The following is a 17,357-nucleotide window of genomic DNA, read 5'->3' as shown; positions in this document are numbered from 1 at the left end:
TTCTCATCATGTAATATATAAACGCGCAAAATTGTGAAAAGTTGCTATTATTTCCAAACGGGTTAGTAATACGGACAAAACTTCAATCCATAGAGTTATGGATAGTCTTATGTTCCTACTTAATAGCAACCTCAATAAGTATAAAGGTATATAACATAATTCGCCAACCCAGCAGGAAATTACATGGAACGTAGGTTAAGAGTTTCACTTATATATTTAGAAACATATGGTAAAATAGCTGAAGTGAAGGGAGAGGAGCTTGGTAATGGACAATAGAGAACCGGTGATTACGATCCGCGATCTGCGGATGAAGTATTCGGACAGGTATGTACTGAACGGCATTGATCTGGAAGTATTCCAAGGTCAGATTATAGGATACATAGGACCCAACGGAGCAGGAAAAAGCACGACCGTGAAGATTATGCTCGGGCTTGTTGAAGGATATACAGGAGAGGTTAAGATCCTGGGAACCGATATCTCAAGCGGAGATATCAGCTACAAACGGAGAATCGGTTACGTACCCGAGATTGCTGAAATCTACGACACGCTTACGGCTAAGGAGTACCTGACCTTCATCGGAGAGCTATATGGACTTACACGGGAGGCTGCAGATGAGAAGGCCAGAAGGTTGGTCGATTGCTTCGGACTGAAGGAAGCTTATAATTCCCGGATCAGCTCCTACTCCAAGGGGATGAGGCAGAAGGTGATGATTATCTCTAGCCTGCTGCATAATCCGGATATCCTGTTCTTTGATGAGCCACTGAGCGGCCTAGATGCGAACAGCGTGATGGTCTTGAAGGAAATTCTTACTCTGCTGGCAGAGCAGGGGAAGACGATCTTCTACTCTTCCCACATCATGGATGTCGTCGAGAAGATCAGCAGCCGGATCGTTCTGCTGGGCGGGGGACAGATTCTGGCCGATGGAACGTTTAGCGAATTGAAGGACCGGAGCAGGGAAGGGTCGCTGGAGCAGATCTTCAATCAGCTGACCGGCTTTAATGAGCACAGGCAGATTGCGGAAGCGTTCGTCGCTGCCGTACAGGAGGCTTGAGCCGCATGATAGAAAGCCGGATTTTGAAAGGACTCGATCTATTCCGAGGGGTCTTCGAGAAGACGGGTGTTGACTATCCGATAATGAGATCCATCCTGCAGATCAAGCTAATGATGGATGCGCGAAGAGTCCCGACGATTGTGGCGGGCGGGAATGGCATGAAGAAGAGGGACACCAGCCTTGGCAATCAGAATAAAGCGGAGGGTAATTCCTTTATACGGTCACTTTGGCTGTATGGGCTGATGGGGCTGATGCTGGTGCCTATTGTTCTGCTTGGCGATAATTATATTTTTCAAATGAGTATTGTGTTCGGCATTATGATGTTCCTGGTCATGACCTCGCTGATCTCGGACTTCTCCTCCGTGCTGCTCGATATCCGGGATAAGACGATCCTGTTCACCAAGCCGGTGGACCGGAAGACGATCAATATGGCGAAGCTGATTCATATCCTCATCTATATGTTCTTCGTGACCGGGACACTGGCGGCTCCGTCGCTCATTGCTGGCCTTGTGGGGCACGGTGTCTTGTTCTTCCTGATTTATCTCGTCGAGATCATCCTGATGGATATTCTGATTGTGGTGCTGACCGCAGTGCTCTATTTCTTCGTGCTGAAGTTCTTTGACGGGGAAAAGCTGAAGGATATGATCAACTATGTGCAAATTGCGCTCTCGATCGGGATTACGGTCGGTTATCAGCTGGTCAGCCGGCTGTTCAACTTGGTGAATCTCACGGTGCACTTCCAGCCGAAGTGGTGGCAGATCTTCCTGTTCCCGATCTGGTTCGGCTCCCCGTTCGAGGCCGTCCTGCATGGGGCAAGGGAGAGCCACTACCTCATCTTCACGCTGCTGGTCATTCTGGTGCCCGTGCTCATGCTCTTCATCTATATCCAGATGATGCCTGCCTTTGAGCGCAATCTGCAGAAGCTGTCCGATCAGAGCGTCCGCGCAGGTCGCGCAGGGGGAAGGCTGACCGATCTGATAGCCAAATGGGTCAGCGGCAGTCGGGAGGAGGAGACCTTCTTCCGATTCGCCGCCAAAATGATGAGTACGGAGCGGGACTTCAAGCTGAAGGTGTATCCGACACTGGGCTTCTCCATTATCTTCCCGTTCATCTTCTTCTTCATGAACATCCATGAGGGCGGACTCCAGGGGATTGCATCGAGCCAGATGTATTTATTCATCTATTTCTGTGCGCTGCTTGTCCCCACGGTCGTCATGATGCTGAAGTATTCAGGCAGATATAAAGGGTCATGGATCTACCAGATCGCCCCGATTAGCCATACGGCACCCATCTATAAGGGAACACTCAAGGCTTTCCTGGCTAGGCTGCTGATTCCGATGTTCATTCTGGAGAGCCTCATCTTCCTCGCCATCTTCGGCATGAGAATCCTGCCGGATCTGCTGGATGTGCTGCTGATGCTGCCGCTGTATACGCTGATCTGCTTCATGGTGCTTCGGAAGGCGCTGCCGTTCTCGGAAGCCTTTGAGGCCACCCAGCAAAAGGAAGCAATGCTGACGATTCCGCTTATGCTGATTTTGGGTGTTTTTGCCGGAATTCATTACCTCAGTTCATGGATGGCTTACGGAGTCTATATCTACATGGGACTCCTGCTGGTGCTGAATGTGATTGGCTGGAGGACGGTCTTCCGCCGGAGTCCGTTCTTGCATATGAATAACGGGCAAGATGTAGACGGGTGATGGTCCAGGCCGCCTTCCTTCGGGAAGGCGGCTTTGTTACGTCTTAAGCTCAATTTGAATCCTACATTGACCATGCCTTTCCTCATCCTGCCATGTAATTGGCAGAGTGGGCCGAGAGGAATGTTGGCGGAATCACAGCCCTCCTGGGGATAAGCGGATACAATGCGGATAAGGTCAGATTAATTGCCCAGGAGGAGCGTATGGAACATAGACGGGGAACAAGCGGATTAGGCGGATTAAGCGGGGTAACTGGAACCGGCGGAATGAGCGGAGCAAGTGGAGCAGATGGAACTGGCGGAACTAACAGAGCAAATGGAACCAGTGGAATTAGCGGAACCAGTGGAACAAACGGAACAAGCGGAACAAGTGGAACCAGTGGAACCAGTGGAGCGAAAGCAACAAGCGATACAAGTGGCGAAAGTGCAGCAATCGGGGTAAGCGGAAGAAACGAAGCAAGCGGAACAAGTGGAGCAAGCGGCCGGCTGGGCGAGCCAGTGCGGCCGACTGCGGCCAAGCCGAATCCGGTGCGTAAGGCAGAGAATAACGGGCCCCGAATCAGGCGCGAGAAGCTGACCGTCAGCTTCATGATCGAACGGTACTGCTCCGGTCATCATGACCGGGCAAGCCGTTACCATCTGTGTGACAACGGCAGCCGCACCATTAGACTGTGCCGAGAGTGTTATATACTGCATGAATATGCGCTGAAGCGGCTGAGCCTTTGCCAGTTCGGAGAAGAGAAGTCGACATGTGTAGAGTGCCCGGTCCATTGTTACAAGCCGAAGCAGCGGCTGCAGATTAAAGAAGTGATGAGGTACTCAGGTCCCCGGATGCTGATGAGCCATCCTGTGCTTGCGATATGGCATCTGCTGGATCAGCGCGGGGACAAGCATAAGCATAATTATCCTGTCTCTTAGCGAGGTACATCTGTGAACACCTGATATAGGCTGTCCTGTAAGCAGTTCAATCTGCTGGAGGGCAGTTTTTTTCTTTTAGACAAGAACACATATAAAGCGTTCGAAATATTGACATACAGGGCATAAGTAACGGAGGGGAAGCTTGGAACTGAAGGAGCATATAGGGTCGCCTTTGAGATAACAGCGGCCGAAAGTTCAAGGATTCCTCGGAGTTAACACAAATGCCAAAATATAAGCATTTCAGCTTTAATTTATGCAGCATTATGTGATTTCTGTCACAAATCTGTCTGAATTGAGCAAATGGATGTGATAATTATCACAAGCGCAAAAGAAAATTTTTGCGAAAATAGTGACCAGGATCACACGTGATGCAAGAACTACACCAAGAACGGCGTCACTTTTGCCTGAATTAGATGAATTCAAGCCCAATGATGCCTCAGTTAAGACCCAATCAACACCAGAAGCAACACCTGAACAACCAACAAAATTCAGAAAGAGGGAAAGAGAGAAATGGATACGTTACTGCTTGCACGCATCCAGTTTGCTGCAACCACAATTTTTCACTTCTTCTTCGTTCCAGTATCGATTGGCTTGGTTCTGCTGATCGCCATGATGGAGACGATGTATGTAGTCAAGGGGAAAGAAGAGTACAAAAGAATGGCGAAGTTCTGGGGGAAGCTGTTCCTGATTAACTTTGCAGTCGGGGTAGTTACCGGCATTCTTCAGGAGTTCCAGTTCGGGATGAACTGGTCGGATTACTCCCGGTTCGTCGGGGACGTGTTCGGTGCACCACTCGCAGTGGAAGCGCTGTTCGCGTTCTTCCTGGAATCCACCTTCATTGGACTGTGGATCTTCGGCTGGGATCGATTATCCCCGAAGGTGCATCTGCTCAGCATCTGGCTGGTGGCCCTTGGCACAACCATCTCCGCCTTCTGGATTCTTGCCGCCAACTCATTTATGCAGAGACCGGTGGGCTTCGCAATAAATAACGGCCGGGCGGAAATGAATGATTTCTTCGCGCTGATCGGCAACGGACAGCTGTGGGTGGAATTCCCTCATACCGTGCTGGGCGCTTTTGCAACCGGAGCTTTCCTGATTACCGGGGTGAGCGCATATAAGCTGCTGAAGAAGCAGGATGTGGATTTTTTCAAGAAATCATTCAAAATTGCCGTAATTGTAGCGCTGGTCTCTTCCTTCCTGACCGCGATCTTCGGTCACCAACAGGCTCAATATTTGGTTAAGACGCAGCCAATGAAGATGGCTGCCAGTGAAGGTCTGTGGGGCAAGAGCGGAGATCCGGCAGGGTGGACGGTCGTGGCCTCGATTGATCCGACTACCAAAGAGAACAAATACGAGATCAAAATTCCCTATCTGCTGAGCTTCCTATCGTACAGCAAGTTCTCCGGAGAAGTGAAGGGGATGAACGAGCTGCAGGCCCAATATGAGAAGACCTATGGTCCAGGCAACTACATTCCGCCGGTACGTACAACCTTTTGGAGTTTCCGCATCATGATTGCCGCAGGCTGTCTGATGATTGTGCTCAGTGCCTACGGGGTGTATCTGGCTGCAAAGAAACGTCTGGAACGTCTTAACACCTGGTATTGGCGTATCATGCTCTTCAGCATTTCACTGCCTTTCATTGCAAATACATCCGGCTGGGTGATGACGGAATTCGGACGCCAGCCATGGACCGTCTTCGGACTTATGCAGACCAAGGACAGTGTATCCCCTAGCGTCACTCCGGGGCAGGTGCTGTTCTCCCTGATCGCGTTCTGCCTCATCTATGCGGCTCTTGCCGCTGTGCTGGTCTATCTGTTCGTCCGCGCGATTAAGAAGGGCCCGAATGCCGGAGAGCAGACGGATTCCCATACTCATGATCCATTTGGCAAGGAGGAATATCATGCTGTCTCTTAATGAATTATGGTTCGTGCTCGTTGCGGTGCTGTTCATCGGCTTCTTCTTCCTGGAGGGCTTCGACTTCGGCGTAGGCATGGCCACGCAGGTGCTGGCCAAGAGTGACACGGACCGCCGGGTTCTGATTAACTCCATCGGCCCATTCTGGGATGCCAACGAAGTATGGCTGCTGACCGCCGGGGGCGCGATCTTCGCGGCTTTCCCGAACTGGTATGCCACCATGTTCAGTGGATACTATACCCCGCTGGTGGTGCTCCTTCTTGCCCTAATCGGACGCGGGGTCGCGTTCGAATTCCGAGGCAAGGTGGATTCCGCGCGGTGGAAGAAGACCTGGGACATCGCCATCTTCGCCGGCAGCTTCCTGCCGCCGTTCCTGCTCGGTGTGGTCTTCTCAGGTCTTCTGAAGGGACTGCCGATCGATCAGAACATGGAGATGAAGGCCGGCCTTTTCGATATGGTCAATCTCTATACGCTGGTCGGCGGGATCGTGGTAGTAGTGCTCTGTTATGTTCACGGACTTCTATTCACAGTGCTCAGAACGACTGGAGAGCTGCGGGACCGTGCGCGTAAGCAGGCGAAGACTGCATTGATTCCGCTGGCCGTGCTGCTTGTCTTGTTCGCGATTCTAACGTATACGATGACCGATGTGTTCGAAGTGCGGGGAGTACCGCTCGCAATAATGGCGGTTCTTGGGCTTGCGGCCTACCTGCTGGCCGGATGGTTCATATCGGGGAAAAGAGACGGCTGGGCGTTCGGCATGACCGGAACGGTGATTGCCCTGTCCATCGCTTCGGTCTTCCTTGGACTCTTCCCGCGGGTCATGGTCAGCTCGCTGAGCAGCGCTTTCAGCCTGACCATTGACAATGCGGCCTCCGGACATTATTCGCTTAAAGTTATGACCATCGTTGCCTTGTCCCTGCTGCCCTTCGTTCTCGGCTACCAGATCTGGAGCTACTTCGTGTTCCATAAGCGGGTTCACGAGAAAGAACATCTGGAGTACTAATGGGACGCGAACTGCTGGGTCTCAAGGGCATACGTCCGGTCATGGCAGCTATGGCCGGCCTGACCTTGATTCAGACTCTCTCGATTATCCTGCAGGCCAAGTGGCTGGCAGAAGCTGTCTCAGCCCTGTTCGCAGGCGAACCTTTGCAGGAACAATACGGCACAGCCGTATTGTTCCTGTGTGCTTTTGCCGTACGTCAGATTACGGTCTACTTCCAGCAGGCTATCGCGGCACGATTCGCCGAGCTCACAGGCGCGCGGATGCGCAGCCAGCTGATGGCCAAGCTCTTCGCGCTCGGACCGAGATATGCCGGCAAGGAAGGGACGGGCAATCTCGTTACCCTGGTGCTGGAGGGAGTCACTAAATTCCGCACCTATATTGAACTGCTGCTGCCGCGCATGCTGGCCGGCGGGTTCACTCCGGTGCTGATTCTTGGCTTCATCTACACCTTGGACACGGCATCGGGCGTTATATTGACGTTGACGATGCCGATCCTGATCGTCTTCATGATCCTGGTCGGGCTCGCCGCGCGCAAGCAGACGGAAGGTCAGCTGAAGACGTACAAAGTCTTGTCGAACCACTTTGTGGATTCCCTGCGTGGTCTGGAAACCCTGAAATTCCTGGGGCGCAGCCGGACGCACAGTCAGTCCATTGACCGTGTAAGCAGCAGCTACCGGGCAGCTACGATGAAGACGCTGCGCACTGCTTTTCTATCCTCCTTCGCGCTGGATTTCTTCACCATGCTGTCAGTCGCTTCCGTTGCGGTAAGCCTGGGGCTGCGCCTGGTTAACGGCAATATGGTGCTGTTACCGGCGTTGACCGTGCTCATTCTGGCACCGGAGTATTTCCTTCCCGTAAGGATGGTAGGGGCCGACTTCCATGCTACCCTGGACGGCAAGGAGGCTGGGGAGGCCATGCAGGCGATCCTGAACAGCCAGTCCGGCGAGGAACTGAGCGAGCATGGCGTGCTTGAGCCGGATTACAGCTGGACTCCGCAGAGCCGATTGACCCTGTCCGGGCTGAACGTGACTCACGAGGAGGGGGCAGAACCCTCGCTGGAAGAGGTTAGCCTTCAGCTTACGGCTGGCATGAAGATGGGGATCATTGGCGAGAGCGGAGCGGGCAAGTCCACGCTAATTGATGTGCTGGGCGGATTCCTCGGGCCGACCGCAGGCAGGGTGGAATTGGATGGACGGATCATGCCTTCCTTATCAGAGGCAGTCTGGCGGAAGCAGACCATGTATATACCGCAGCAGCCTTACATTTTCAGCAGTACGCTTGAAGATAATGTGAAGTTCTATTCTCCTGAAGCCTCTCTGGATGAAGTGAAGCAGGCTGCCCGGGCGGCTGGGCTTACCTCGGTTGCGGAGAGTCTGCCCGGAGGATACCAAGAGATGATCGGCGGCGGGGGAAGGCGACTCAGCGGAGGGCAGGAGCAGCGGGTTGCGCTTGCCCGGGCCTTCCTCAGCGATCGCCCGGTCATCCTGCTGGATGAGCCGACAGCTCATTTGGATATAGAGACCGAGTATGAGCTGAAGGCGACGATGCTGGAGCTTTTTGAAGGGAAGACAGTTGTTCTAGCGACCCACCGGCTGCACTGGATGCCGGATATGGATGTGATCGTGGTCATGGACCATGGGAGGGTGGCAGAAGTGGGAACCCATGATGAACTAATGACTAAGCGAGGTGCTTATTATGCGCTGGTTAGAGAGCAGGAGGAGGGGGCAGCATGAGACGTGAAGGCTGGCTGAAGCCGTATATTAAGGCCCATCTGGGGCGGTTCATCCTGATTATTATCCTTGGTGTGCTGACAGCCAGTGCGGCATCGATGCTGATGTTCACCTCCGGGTATCTGATCTCGAAGTCGGCGCTTCGCCCCGAGAATATCCTGCTCGTGTATGTTCCCATCGTGGGGGTAAGGACATTCGGCATAAGCCGGGCTGTTCTGCATTATGTGGAGCGGCTGGCCGGACATGACGCGGTGCTGCGCATTGTGTCTAAGATGCGGGTGAGACTGTATGACACGCTGGAGCCAGATGCGCTGAGCATTCGCTCCAAGTACCGGACCGGAGACATTCTGGGCGTACTGGCAGAGGACATTGAGCAGCTACAAAATGTATATTTGCGCACCGCTTTTCCGGGTGCAATTGCGGTGGTTATGTATGCGGCCGTAATCGCTGCGCTGGGCCGGTTCGATGCTACATTCGCGCTGATGACGGCGGGACTGCTCCTAATTCTGCTAGGCGTGCTTCCCTTCGCCTCTCTGCTCATGACCGCAAGGACTCAGGAGCGGATGAAGCAGGAACGCAGCCGTCTGTATCAGACGCTGACGGATGCCGTCATGGGACTGGGCACTTGGGTTGTCAGCGGAAGGACGGGGGACTTCCTGGCCTCTTATGAAGCGGATGAAGCCGGGATTACTCGGGCGGATCGCGCGCTTAAGAGATGGGCGAGAGTAAGAGCCCTGCTGGGACAGCTTGTCGTGCTGGGCGGCGTTCTGCTCATGATGATCTGGTCAGCTGGGCGAACGGCCGAGGGCAGCATGAATGGGACGTTGATCGCCGCCTTTGTGCTGGTTGTGTTCCCGCTGATGGACGTCTTCCTCCCCGTATCTGAGGCAGTGGAGAAGCTGCCCCGGTACCGGAATTCACTGGACCGGCTGAGTGGAATATCCGCAGCTAGCGGTAAGGGAGCGGCTCGGACCGCGGGCCGGGGTGAAGCGGCTTCTGTGGCCGGAGCTGCCGGAGGCACCGAAGCCGTCGGAGCCGCCAGAGCTGCCGAAGCGGCCGCCGCAACCAGAGCCGCCGAAGCCTCGCAGCGGGGCCTTGAGCCGGGAGCCGCTCGCGGAGCCGGTGCTCTTGCCAGCGACAGCTTCGCCAAGCCGGCAGCAGCGCATATTCGGCTGGATGAAGTGAGCTTCAGCTACGAGGGAGCTGCTGAGGCTGCGGTCTGCGGCATCTCGCTGGATATTCCGCAGGGCAAGCGGATCGCGGTGATTGGACGCAGCGGTGCGGGGAAGTCCACGCTGCTCGGGCTTATTCAGGGAACGCTGACACCGGATGCGGGAGCTGTGCGGATCAACGGGATGGCCGCGGATGACCTCGAAGACCATATTCCGGAGGTCATCTCCGTGCTCAATCAGCGCCCGCATCTATTCGATACCAGCGTGGCGAACAATATCCGGCTGGGCCGGACTGAGGCCTCGGATGAGGAGATCCGCCGTGCGGCCGGGCAGGCGCAGCTTGCCGGATTAATCGATAGCCTTCCTGCCGGATATGACACCCCGATGCGGGAGACCGGCCAGCGATTCTCCGGTGGAGAACGCCAGCGGGTGGCCCTTGCGCGTATTCTGCTTCAGGATACGCCGGTCGTCATTCTGGATGAGCCGGCCGTAGGACTTGACCCGCGGACAGAGCGGGAGCTGATGAAGACGATTCTGGAGTCCACTCAGGGCAAATCGCTGATCTGGGTTACCCACCATCTGGCGGGGACGGAGAAGATGGACGAGATTATTTTTATGGAGAACGGCAGGATTGAAATGAGAGGTACGCATGAAGAGCTGATGAAGCGCTATCCGCGCTACCGCAAGCTGTATCATATGGATCGGCCGATTCTGGTGCCGTAAGGAAGCAGCGGGCGAGGCTGGCTGGATCGAGATCTCAGGAGCAGAGCCAGAAGCGTGGGGTAACGGAGATTGTGGCTGAAGTTCAGAGAGACTAACGAGGATCGATGGAGCCCGTAAGCTTAGGGCAGCTATCAACACATAGCAAAAAGGCGGGCCAGACCTTGTCTGACACCGCCTTTTTGCTGTGGAATCGTGAAAATACGACAGCCAGCTTGACTCTATCTATAATTGCATCGCGGGCCAATCAGCCGTTCACAGTTGGCTGCTCAGCTCATTCCGCTTCTTCGTAAGTTCGGCCTGAAGACGCCCGAGCTCCTCGCCAGCCTTCTTGGCGGCTTGTTCGGCCGCATAGATCTGCTCTTCGTATTCCATTCTGCGCCGCATAACCATTAGCATACAGTCGTGGACCGGTCTGCCGTCCTCTTCCCGCCGAACGGCACTCAGAAGTACCGGCACTTCAATTCCGCTTGCGGATTGAAGAACCAGGTACATTTCCTCAATCTTCCCGTTCAGCTTGATCAGCGGCATGAAGTAGAGCTGGAACAGAATGCGGCTGGATCTTGTGAGGATGGATTCAATATGGCAATCACGCAGCCCGTGCAGGTCGAATCCAAGCAATTGAAGAAGGGTCTTGTTCACGGTAAGGATCGTATGATCCTCCGACAAGGACAGATACCCGCAGGGGGCAAGGTCTAACCGCTCATCCATGAGTATTAGATCCTCCCTTGTTCAAGAGGGCGGGTAGGCGTGCTGCTATGGCTGGCCAGATACTCCTGGATCAGCCTGATCGTCTCTTCAGGATGACTCATATGCGGACAGTGGCCGGTCGCCTCCATGATTTGGAGTGTACTGTCCGGAATACGGTGATAGACATACGCCCCCACCTCCAGCGGGGCAATAATGTCCTCCGTACTTTGCAGGATAAGGGAAGGAGTCGTCACCTTGGGGAGATCCTCCCGGTTATCCGCATAGAAGGTGGCCTCCGCGAATCGACGTGCAACAGCCGGGTTCACTTTGCAAAAGCTTTCCTCTAACTCAGCAGCAAGTCCGGGGCGTTCTGAGTTCCCCATAATGGCAGGAGCAAGGTAGCCGGCCCAGCCGAAATAGTTCTTGTCCATCAAGTCGAACAAGTCTTCAAGGTCGCTTCGTTCAAATCCTCCGATGTAATCGGGAAGATCATTAATATACCGGGGCGAAGGGCCAATCAGGATCAATTGGCTGAATAACTCCGGCCTCTGGATTGAAGCCAGTATGCCAATCATGGCACCGACAGAGTGACCCACGAATACGGCCCCCTTCAGGCCGAGTGATTCGGAAATCTCGATCACATCCTGGGCATAGCCGTTCAGGTCCCCATACCGGACAGGGTTATAAGCTGATGCATCCGACTTCCCGGAGCCAACATAATCGAATAATATAGTCTGGTAATCTTCTGCAAAAGCGGGAGCAACGAACCGCCACATATTCTGATCACAACCGAACCCATGTGCGAATATCATACTTGTCGTACCGCTGCCTTGTAAATTTACATTGTTACGTCTAAGTATATCTTCAGCCATAACGAACTCCTTTCGGTGGATCTGTCAAGCGTCTATATCATTATTGTAACACGTTTAGTTAAGCAGATAGACGAACGGGTCCACTCCTTCGTTCGTATATGGAATAAAATGTTAATTGTCCGATAAAATAAAGCTGCTCCCGGTTAGCACTAGCTGGCTGGGGGAGCAGCCTTTGTTGACGTGGAGGTAGACTTAATCTCGGCCTTGTTATTGCCTCCAGAGAGTTGAAAGAGTATAGAGATTTGGCTTCTGCAAGGCAGGCGGCGAGCGCCCTTGGCCTCCACAAATTTACAATAGCCCGGCTAGTATGAGCCCCCCTGTATGAAGGGCCCCTCAGCCTAAGCTCTCTTCATTAAAGTGTTTTGCTGTACATGGCCATCTGGAATAAGGCCTCCATGCCAGCTCGGGCGTACAGCTTGTGCGCGTTCGTCAGACTGGCCGCATCCACGCTGAGCATCACCTTGGTGATGCCCTTGCTGTAGGCTGCTTGCAGCACGTGCTGCAGAAGCGCGAGGCCAATGCCTCTTTTGCGATAAGAAGGCTTTACTCCCAGGAAATCGACATAGACGTGATCTCCAAAATTTTTGCTGGTCAGGAACCCGGCTATCTCACGGTCCTCAAAAGCGGTGAACCAAAGACTGCGGTCGTGGTGCGCTCCGGTTCGTTCCTCCAGCCAAGCTTCCATTGTCTTCTCGGTATAGAGTCTGCTGCCCCGAAAAGATTCCCGGTAGGCTTCGAAGATGGAGGCCTCATCCTGACCTTGCCGGAATGGTGAAATCCCAATCCCCGGCACAGACAGGGGTACGGAAGGGGCTTCCGTGAGGTCGATATTCATGCGGCTGTACAGGCGCACGAATTGATATCCACGGTTCGTCAGCAGCCCTGTTGCCTGCTCGTTCAAGGCCGGAATGACGTTCGACAGCGTCCATGTTCCATCAAAGCTACCTGAGGAAGCCATCGCTGCCCTACTCCGCTGTTCAAGATGGCGAAGCAGCTCTGAGCCTATTCCGCGTCCTTTATGTTCTGGATGAACATAACCATAGGAGATCAGCTTCCCCTCGGCCTGCTGTTCCCAGAAGGCGAAGCCGATCATCGCGGAGGTGTCGTCCCGGATTAACCACGTATCCGTCTCCAGCGTAAGTCCTTGAAGAATATCCAGCGTATCCTGAAGTACAATATCAGGCACGCCGTACTCATCGATATCGCAAGCGATAATAAGATCGGTGATGGCCTGGGCATCAGCCATACGGGCCGGTGTAACTTGTAACGAACTCATAATAATCCCCCATAATTGATATAGACATATTAATCAGGCCTGACATGGTAATAAATGGGTGACCCGATCTTTCCAAGTCTATCATAGGGGATAGGTGAAGAGGTTATAAATTTTGGCTATACAAGTAAATTACTCATTTCTGAGCTCAAAGAGACTTAGCTGATGAATCCCAGCTGCCGCGCCTGTTCCTCAGTCAGTATGTAGGTCTCGTTAGGCCAGACATCGTCCTCTTGGGCAACCCCGAATAGGGTGGCGACTTCCTTCCACACGCCCTTCTCCATGGCTTCCTGCTGGGTAATAATAACCTTCATGCGAAGCCCTCCCTTCTTCTTCAGAATCGATCTATTCCTAACTTACCCGAAAAGGGGTTCCTCCTAAACGACAAGGGGATATTGAGCTGCGGGATTATTCTCATTATTTCCTGCCGGGCGGGGGTCTGGTACACTGTTATATAGATTCCAGATACAGGAAGTACCCAATTAACGTGATTTCAGAAAGGGTGTTTGTAATGGACATGAGATATCCAATTGGCAAATTTGCATTCGAGGGGGAAGTTTCACAGGCCCAGAGAGCAGACTGGATTCGGGACATTGAAGAGCTTCCGGCCAAGCTCAGGGAAGCGGTTCAGGGGCTAAGTCAAGATCAGCTGAATCTTCCGTACCGGGATGGAGGCTGGACGATCAGACAGGTGGTTCATCATGTAGCTGACAGCCATATGAACAGTTATATCAGGTTCAAGCTGGCTCTTACCGAAGAGAACCCTGCGATCAAGCCTTATTACGAGGACCGCTGGGCTAATCTGCAAGACTCCCTAACTGGAGATATTGAGCCTTCGCTGAGCCTGCTTGAGGCACTGCATCAGAGATGGGTGATCGTCCTGAACTCTATGAGCGAATCCGATTATCAGCGGGAGTTCTACCATCCTGAAGCAAAGAAATCGAGCCGGCTGGACTATACGCTGGGCGTGTATGCCTGGCATGGCAAGCACCATACCGCTCATATTACGGCTTTAAGAGAGCGGCTGGGCATTTAGGATACATACTCTATTTTCGTCTATCTTATGCAGAAGAAGGAGGCTAATCATGGCCCAGATCAAGGTGTACGGAATTAAGGAGCAGCTGAAGCCGATCCAGGCGGAGCTTTCCTCGATCATTCATGGCTGCGTGGTTGACGCCTTTCAGTATCCGGCGGGGAAGAGATTCCACCGGTTTATTCATCTGGAGCAGGAGGATTTCCTATTCTCGGAGGATCGCTCGGATCAATATACGATTATCGAGATTAGTATTTTTGAGGGGAGAACGGTGGAATCCAAGAAGAAGCTGATCGCGCTGCTGTTCGAGCGGATATCGAGCGAGCTGCAGATCGAGCCTAACGATGTGGAGATCACGATATTTGAGACGCCCAAGCATAATTGGGGAATCCGGGGATTGCCCGGGGACGAGCTTCAGCTGAACTATAAAGTGAATGTGTGAGGGAAAGGGAATCTATCCTAAAGATTTGCCTGATGTAATATCAATCTCTTATTAAGGTGTGTGTTATGAGAAAAGAATACTATAAAAAGATATTTCTAGTCTGGAAGGTACTGCTCGTATTCTTAGTTGTAACGATGAGTTATCCCCAATCCATTTATGCAGCAGGAAGTATACCCATTGTAACTGCGAGTGAGGGGTCTGCTGAATTTGTTCAGGCCGATAATGCATTATCCACTCCGGTCAAGATTGATCCTTTTATTCAGGTCTCGGATCCAGACAGCGCTACCTTATCCAGCGCTACAGTTGCGATCACAGGTAACGCCCATCTTAATGAAGATGTGCTGTTATTTATTAATGACGGGTCAACTATGGGTAATATTATGGCCAGTTATAATTTAGGAACAGGGGTAATGACACTGACATCTTCAGGGGCTACGGCAACGGTGGCTCAGTGGCAAGCTGCCTTAAGGGCGGTGACCTATACCAATACGGCGATGAAGCCCCCTCCGAATACAGCACCCCGAACCCTAAGCATAACGGTAAGTGATGGTGTCTCTGTTAGCGAGGCCGCTTCCCGGACGCTGAATGTAACTGCAACCAACCAAAGCCCTGTTCTAACGTCCAGCGGTGGCAGCGTAACTTTCTCGTCAGACCCGGTTATTATTGATTCCGGTCTTACAGTCTCCGATGTGGACAGTGACCACCTCTTCAGTGCAACGATCACTATATTCGGGAACTTCTATAGCTCCGAGGACACACTGACTTTCACGGAAAATGAGTCTAACTTTGGAGATATCAAGGGTTCTTATAATTCCTCTACGGGAGTTCTAACACTTATCTCTATGAGTCAAACAGCCACTATTGCTCAGTGGCAGGCTGCCCTAAGATCAATAACCTACGTTAATACGGCGATTACACCAAGTGCATCAAGCCGGTTTATTAGCTTTATCGTAAATGATGGTATGAACAACAGCAATTATGGATCTAGGATGCTACTCAGACAAAAGAATCAGCCCCTCGTTCTGACTCCCAGCAGCGGAACATCCAGCTTCATATCCGGGGATAACCAGGCTTCCACTCCGATCCGTATTGATCCGGGGATCACTGTTACCGAGCTTGACAATACTTCCCTCTCTTCAGCAACTGTGGATATAACTGACAATTTCAAAGTTGGAGAGGACATGTTAGCTTTCCATAATGACCCAGCCACGATGGGGAATATTTCGTCTACCTATGACGCAGATACGGGAGTCCTATATCTCTTTTCAGGAAATTCCACTGCTAGCGTGACGGAGTGGCAAGCTGCTCTGCAATCGGTAACGTATACAAATACCGCAGTTACTCCTAGTACAGTGGATAGAACCATTACTTTTACAGCGCACGATGGTAATTCCAACAGCGGTATAGCGACCCGGACTGTCAAGGTCATAGCGACGAATCAGACTCCTAAAGTTACTACCGGCGGGGGAACAACATCGGGTGAATCTTTCCCGGTTATTGTTGATCCGGAAGTCACGGTGTCTGACCTGGACAATACGAGTCTTGCCAGCGCCAAAGTAGCAATATCCGGTAACTTTCATGGTTCGGAAGATAGCTTGGCTTTCGTCAACAAACCCGCAGAGATGGGAAATATAGCGGAAAATTACGATGCAGCGAACGGAGTTCTAACGCTTACTTCCCAAGGGGGGGCGGCAACCCTTGCCCAGTGGCAGTCTGCGCTACGTTCGGTAACCTACGCTAATAACAGCCTCACTCCAAATACTGCTAGCCGGACAATCCGTTTCTCTGTGAACGATGGCCAGTCAGACAGCGCATCAGCAGAACGAATGGTGAGCGTTGCTGAACCAACGGTCGTGAAGCTTAGTGCCAGTCCGGATACGATGTCGATCCAGGCAGGCCAATCGGCCAAGACGGTGATCACGGCAACGTATTCGAATCAGGTACAAGTGAATGTAACTCCCCAGGTAACCTGGACTGTGAAATCACCAGCTATAGCCAGCGTAGTAAATGGATTAATCAGCGGTACAGCAGCGGGAAACACGATTCTGCAGGCTAACTTCGGGGGACAATCGGTGAGCATTAATCTGACGATCACTCCGGCAGCCAACCCGAATACCGGCGGTGGTGGCGGATATACCCCTCCAACCCAGACAACTCCGGTTCCTTCACAGCCACCACAGGTTCCTCAGGTACCTGCGGCTCCCGTCAGTCACGCATTTAGCGAGGTTGTAGATGTGAATCGAATCTTGGATTATATCAAGAAGGCGTTAACTTCAGGAGCTCAGCCTTCTTTCAAGGATACTTCTTCACATTGGGGGAGCGGGGAAATTTCACTTGCAGTTCGGCTGGGGATTGCCGAAGGAGATGAGAACAACATGTTCAGGCCAGATGCCGCAATTACGCGAGCCGAGTTCAGCGCAATGATTGTTCGGGCATTTAACCTCACTCCCGGGCATGTTGATATATCTTTCACAGACACCTCGGGTAACTGGGGAGCCGATTATATACACACGCTAGCATCTAACGGAATTATTCACGGTTATGGGGACGGGGACTTCATGCCTTCCCGCAATATAACGCGTGCTGAAATGCTGCGTATGATAGCAGGTCTGCTTAATCTTAAGGAGTTGAAGACAAGCGGGTCTAGACAATTCACTGACACTACAGAACACTGGGCACAGAGCCTTATCGAGGATGCCGCACAGGCAGGAATTATCCAGGGGATGAACAACCACCGCTTTGCTCCGGATAATACTGCAACGCGCGCAGAATCACTAGTGCTTATTTTACGGTCATTAAAAACGCAGCCTGAGGTGAATTCCTTGCTGGATTCGATAAAGTAATCG

14 protein-coding genes are annotated in these 17,357 nt (G+C 52.5%); 10 read left to right on the top strand and 4 right to left on the bottom strand.

Annotation, left to right across the window (positions count from 1 at the left end):
- Positions 1-265 precede the first annotated feature (265 nt).
- From ACEN86_RS19160 to ACEN86_RS19130, 7 genes are all read left to right on the top strand, one after another.
- Positions 266-1,051, top strand: a complete 786-nt coding sequence (locus ACEN86_RS19160) for an ABC transporter ATP-binding protein (RefSeq protein WP_495632070.1) — start codon at positions 266-268, stop codon at positions 1,049-1,051.
- 5 nt (positions 1,052-1,056) lie between these two features.
- Positions 1,057-2,748, top strand: a complete 1,692-nt coding sequence (locus ACEN86_RS19155; protein WP_495632069.1) for an ABC-2 transporter permease — start codon at positions 1,057-1,059, stop codon at positions 2,746-2,748.
- A gap of 200 nt (positions 2,749-2,948) precedes the next feature.
- Positions 2,949-3,662 carry a nitrous oxide-stimulated promoter family protein gene (locus ACEN86_RS19150; RefSeq protein WP_495632068.1) on the top strand — a complete coding sequence of 238 codons (714 nt, stop codon included), beginning with the start codon at positions 2,949-2,951 and terminating at the stop codon, positions 3,660-3,662.
- 510 nt (positions 3,663-4,172) lie between these two features.
- On the top strand, positions 4,173-5,576 hold the full coding sequence (locus ACEN86_RS19145) for a cytochrome ubiquinol oxidase subunit I (RefSeq protein ID WP_495632067.1): 1,404 nt from the start codon (positions 4,173-4,175) through the stop codon (positions 5,574-5,576).
- A complete protein-coding gene (gene cydB, locus ACEN86_RS19140; RefSeq protein ID WP_495632066.1) occupies positions 5,563-6,579 on the top strand; it encodes a cytochrome d ubiquinol oxidase subunit II in 1,017 nt (338 codons plus the stop codon). Before ACEN86_RS19145 ends, cydB begins: the two co-directional genes overlap by 14 nt.
- On the top strand, positions 6,579-8,312 hold the full coding sequence (gene cydD, locus ACEN86_RS19135; protein ID WP_495632065.1) for a thiol reductant ABC exporter subunit CydD: 1,734 nt from the start codon (positions 6,579-6,581) through the stop codon (positions 8,310-8,312). Before cydB ends, cydD begins: the two co-directional genes overlap by 1 nt.
- On the top strand, positions 8,309-10,204 hold the full coding sequence (locus ACEN86_RS19130; protein ID WP_495632064.1) for an amino acid ABC transporter ATP-binding/permease protein: 1,896 nt from the start codon (positions 8,309-8,311) through the stop codon (positions 10,202-10,204). Before cydD ends, ACEN86_RS19130 begins: the two co-directional genes overlap by 4 nt.
- 252 nt (positions 10,205-10,456) lie before the next feature.
- Here the strand turns inward: ACEN86_RS19130 and ACEN86_RS19125 are convergent, their stop codons facing one another.
- From ACEN86_RS19125 to ACEN86_RS19110, 4 genes are all read right to left on the bottom strand, one after another.
- Positions 10,457-10,912, bottom strand: a complete 456-nt coding sequence (locus ACEN86_RS19125) for a PAS domain-containing protein (RefSeq protein ID WP_495632063.1) — start codon at positions 10,910-10,912, stop codon at positions 10,457-10,459.
- Between the two features lie 5 nt (positions 10,913-10,917).
- Positions 10,918-11,763 (bottom strand): alpha/beta fold hydrolase, encoded by an 846-nt coding sequence (locus tag ACEN86_RS19120; protein WP_495632062.1) that lies wholly within the window; start codon positions 11,761-11,763, stop codon positions 10,918-10,920.
- A gap of 352 nt (positions 11,764-12,115) precedes the next feature.
- Positions 12,116-13,039 carry a GNAT family N-acetyltransferase gene (locus ACEN86_RS19115; RefSeq protein WP_495632061.1) on the bottom strand — a complete coding sequence of 308 codons (924 nt, stop codon included), beginning with the start codon at positions 13,037-13,039 and terminating at the stop codon, positions 12,116-12,118.
- 155 nt (positions 13,040-13,194) lie between these two features.
- Complete coding sequence (locus tag ACEN86_RS19110; protein WP_495632060.1) at positions 13,195-13,350, bottom strand: hypothetical protein; 156 nt, start codon at positions 13,348-13,350, stop codon at positions 13,195-13,197.
- 197 nt (positions 13,351-13,547) lie between these two features.
- On the opposite strand from ACEN86_RS19110, the gene ACEN86_RS19105 reads away from it, so the two are divergent.
- The 3 genes from ACEN86_RS19105 (at position 13,548) to ACEN86_RS19095 (ending at position 17,354) form a co-directional block, all read left to right on the top strand.
- Complete coding sequence (locus ACEN86_RS19105; RefSeq protein WP_495632059.1) at positions 13,548-14,072, top strand: YfiT family bacillithiol transferase; 525 nt, start codon at positions 13,548-13,550, stop codon at positions 14,070-14,072.
- Positions 14,073-14,121: 49 nt separating this feature from the next.
- Entirely contained in the window at positions 14,122-14,511 is a 390-nt protein-coding gene (locus ACEN86_RS19100; protein WP_495632058.1) for a tautomerase family protein, read from the top strand.
- Positions 14,512-14,576: 65 nt separating this feature from the next.
- Positions 14,577-17,354 (top strand): S-layer homology domain-containing protein, encoded by a 2,778-nt coding sequence (locus ACEN86_RS19095; protein ID WP_495632057.1) that lies wholly within the window; start codon positions 14,577-14,579, stop codon positions 17,352-17,354.
- Positions 17,355-17,357: the final 3 nt, after the last annotated feature.

It is taken from the genome of Paenibacillus sp. Paensp111 (genome assembly GCF_059492195.1).
Note: the sequence above shows the minus strand (reverse complement) of the source record. Positions and strands in the feature narration are given on the sequence as shown.

Excerpts from the sequence above, each read along its gene's own strand:
- ACEN86_RS19160 (WP_495632070.1), top strand. The coding sequence starts at position 266 with ATGGACAATAGAGAACCGGTGATTACGATCCGCGATCTGCGGATGAAG.
- ACEN86_RS19155 (WP_495632069.1), top strand. The coding sequence starts at position 1,057 with ATGATAGAAAGCCGGATTTTGAAAGGACTCGATCTATTCCGAGGGGTC.
- ACEN86_RS19150 (WP_495632068.1), top strand. The coding sequence starts at position 2,949 with ATGGAACATAGACGGGGAACAAGCGGATTAGGCGGATTAAGCGGGGTA.
- ACEN86_RS19145 (WP_495632067.1), top strand. The coding sequence starts at position 4,173 with ATGGATACGTTACTGCTTGCACGCATCCAGTTTGCTGCAACCACAATT.
- cydB (WP_495632066.1), top strand. The coding sequence starts at position 5,563 with ATGCTGTCTCTTAATGAATTATGGTTCGTGCTCGTTGCGGTGCTGTTC.
- cydD (WP_495632065.1), top strand. The coding sequence starts at position 6,579 with ATGGGACGCGAACTGCTGGGTCTCAAGGGCATACGTCCGGTCATGGCA.
- ACEN86_RS19130 (WP_495632064.1), top strand. The coding sequence starts at position 8,309 with ATGAGACGTGAAGGCTGGCTGAAGCCGTATATTAAGGCCCATCTGGGG.
- ACEN86_RS19125 (WP_495632063.1), bottom strand. The coding sequence starts at position 10,912 with ATGGATGAGCGGTTAGACCTTGCCCCCTGCGGGTATCTGTCCTTGTCG.
- ACEN86_RS19120 (WP_495632062.1), bottom strand. The coding sequence starts at position 11,763 with ATGGCTGAAGATATACTTAGACGTAACAATGTAAATTTACAAGGCAGC.
- ACEN86_RS19115 (WP_495632061.1), bottom strand. The coding sequence starts at position 13,039 with ATGAGTTCGTTACAAGTTACACCGGCCCGTATGGCTGATGCCCAGGCC.
- ACEN86_RS19110 (WP_495632060.1), bottom strand. The coding sequence starts at position 13,350 with ATGAAGGTTATTATTACCCAGCAGGAAGCCATGGAGAAGGGCGTGTGG.
- ACEN86_RS19105 (WP_495632059.1), top strand. The coding sequence starts at position 13,548 with ATGGACATGAGATATCCAATTGGCAAATTTGCATTCGAGGGGGAAGTT.
- ACEN86_RS19100 (WP_495632058.1), top strand. The coding sequence starts at position 14,122 with ATGGCCCAGATCAAGGTGTACGGAATTAAGGAGCAGCTGAAGCCGATC.
- ACEN86_RS19095 (WP_495632057.1), top strand. The coding sequence starts at position 14,577 with ATGAGAAAAGAATACTATAAAAAGATATTTCTAGTCTGGAAGGTACTG.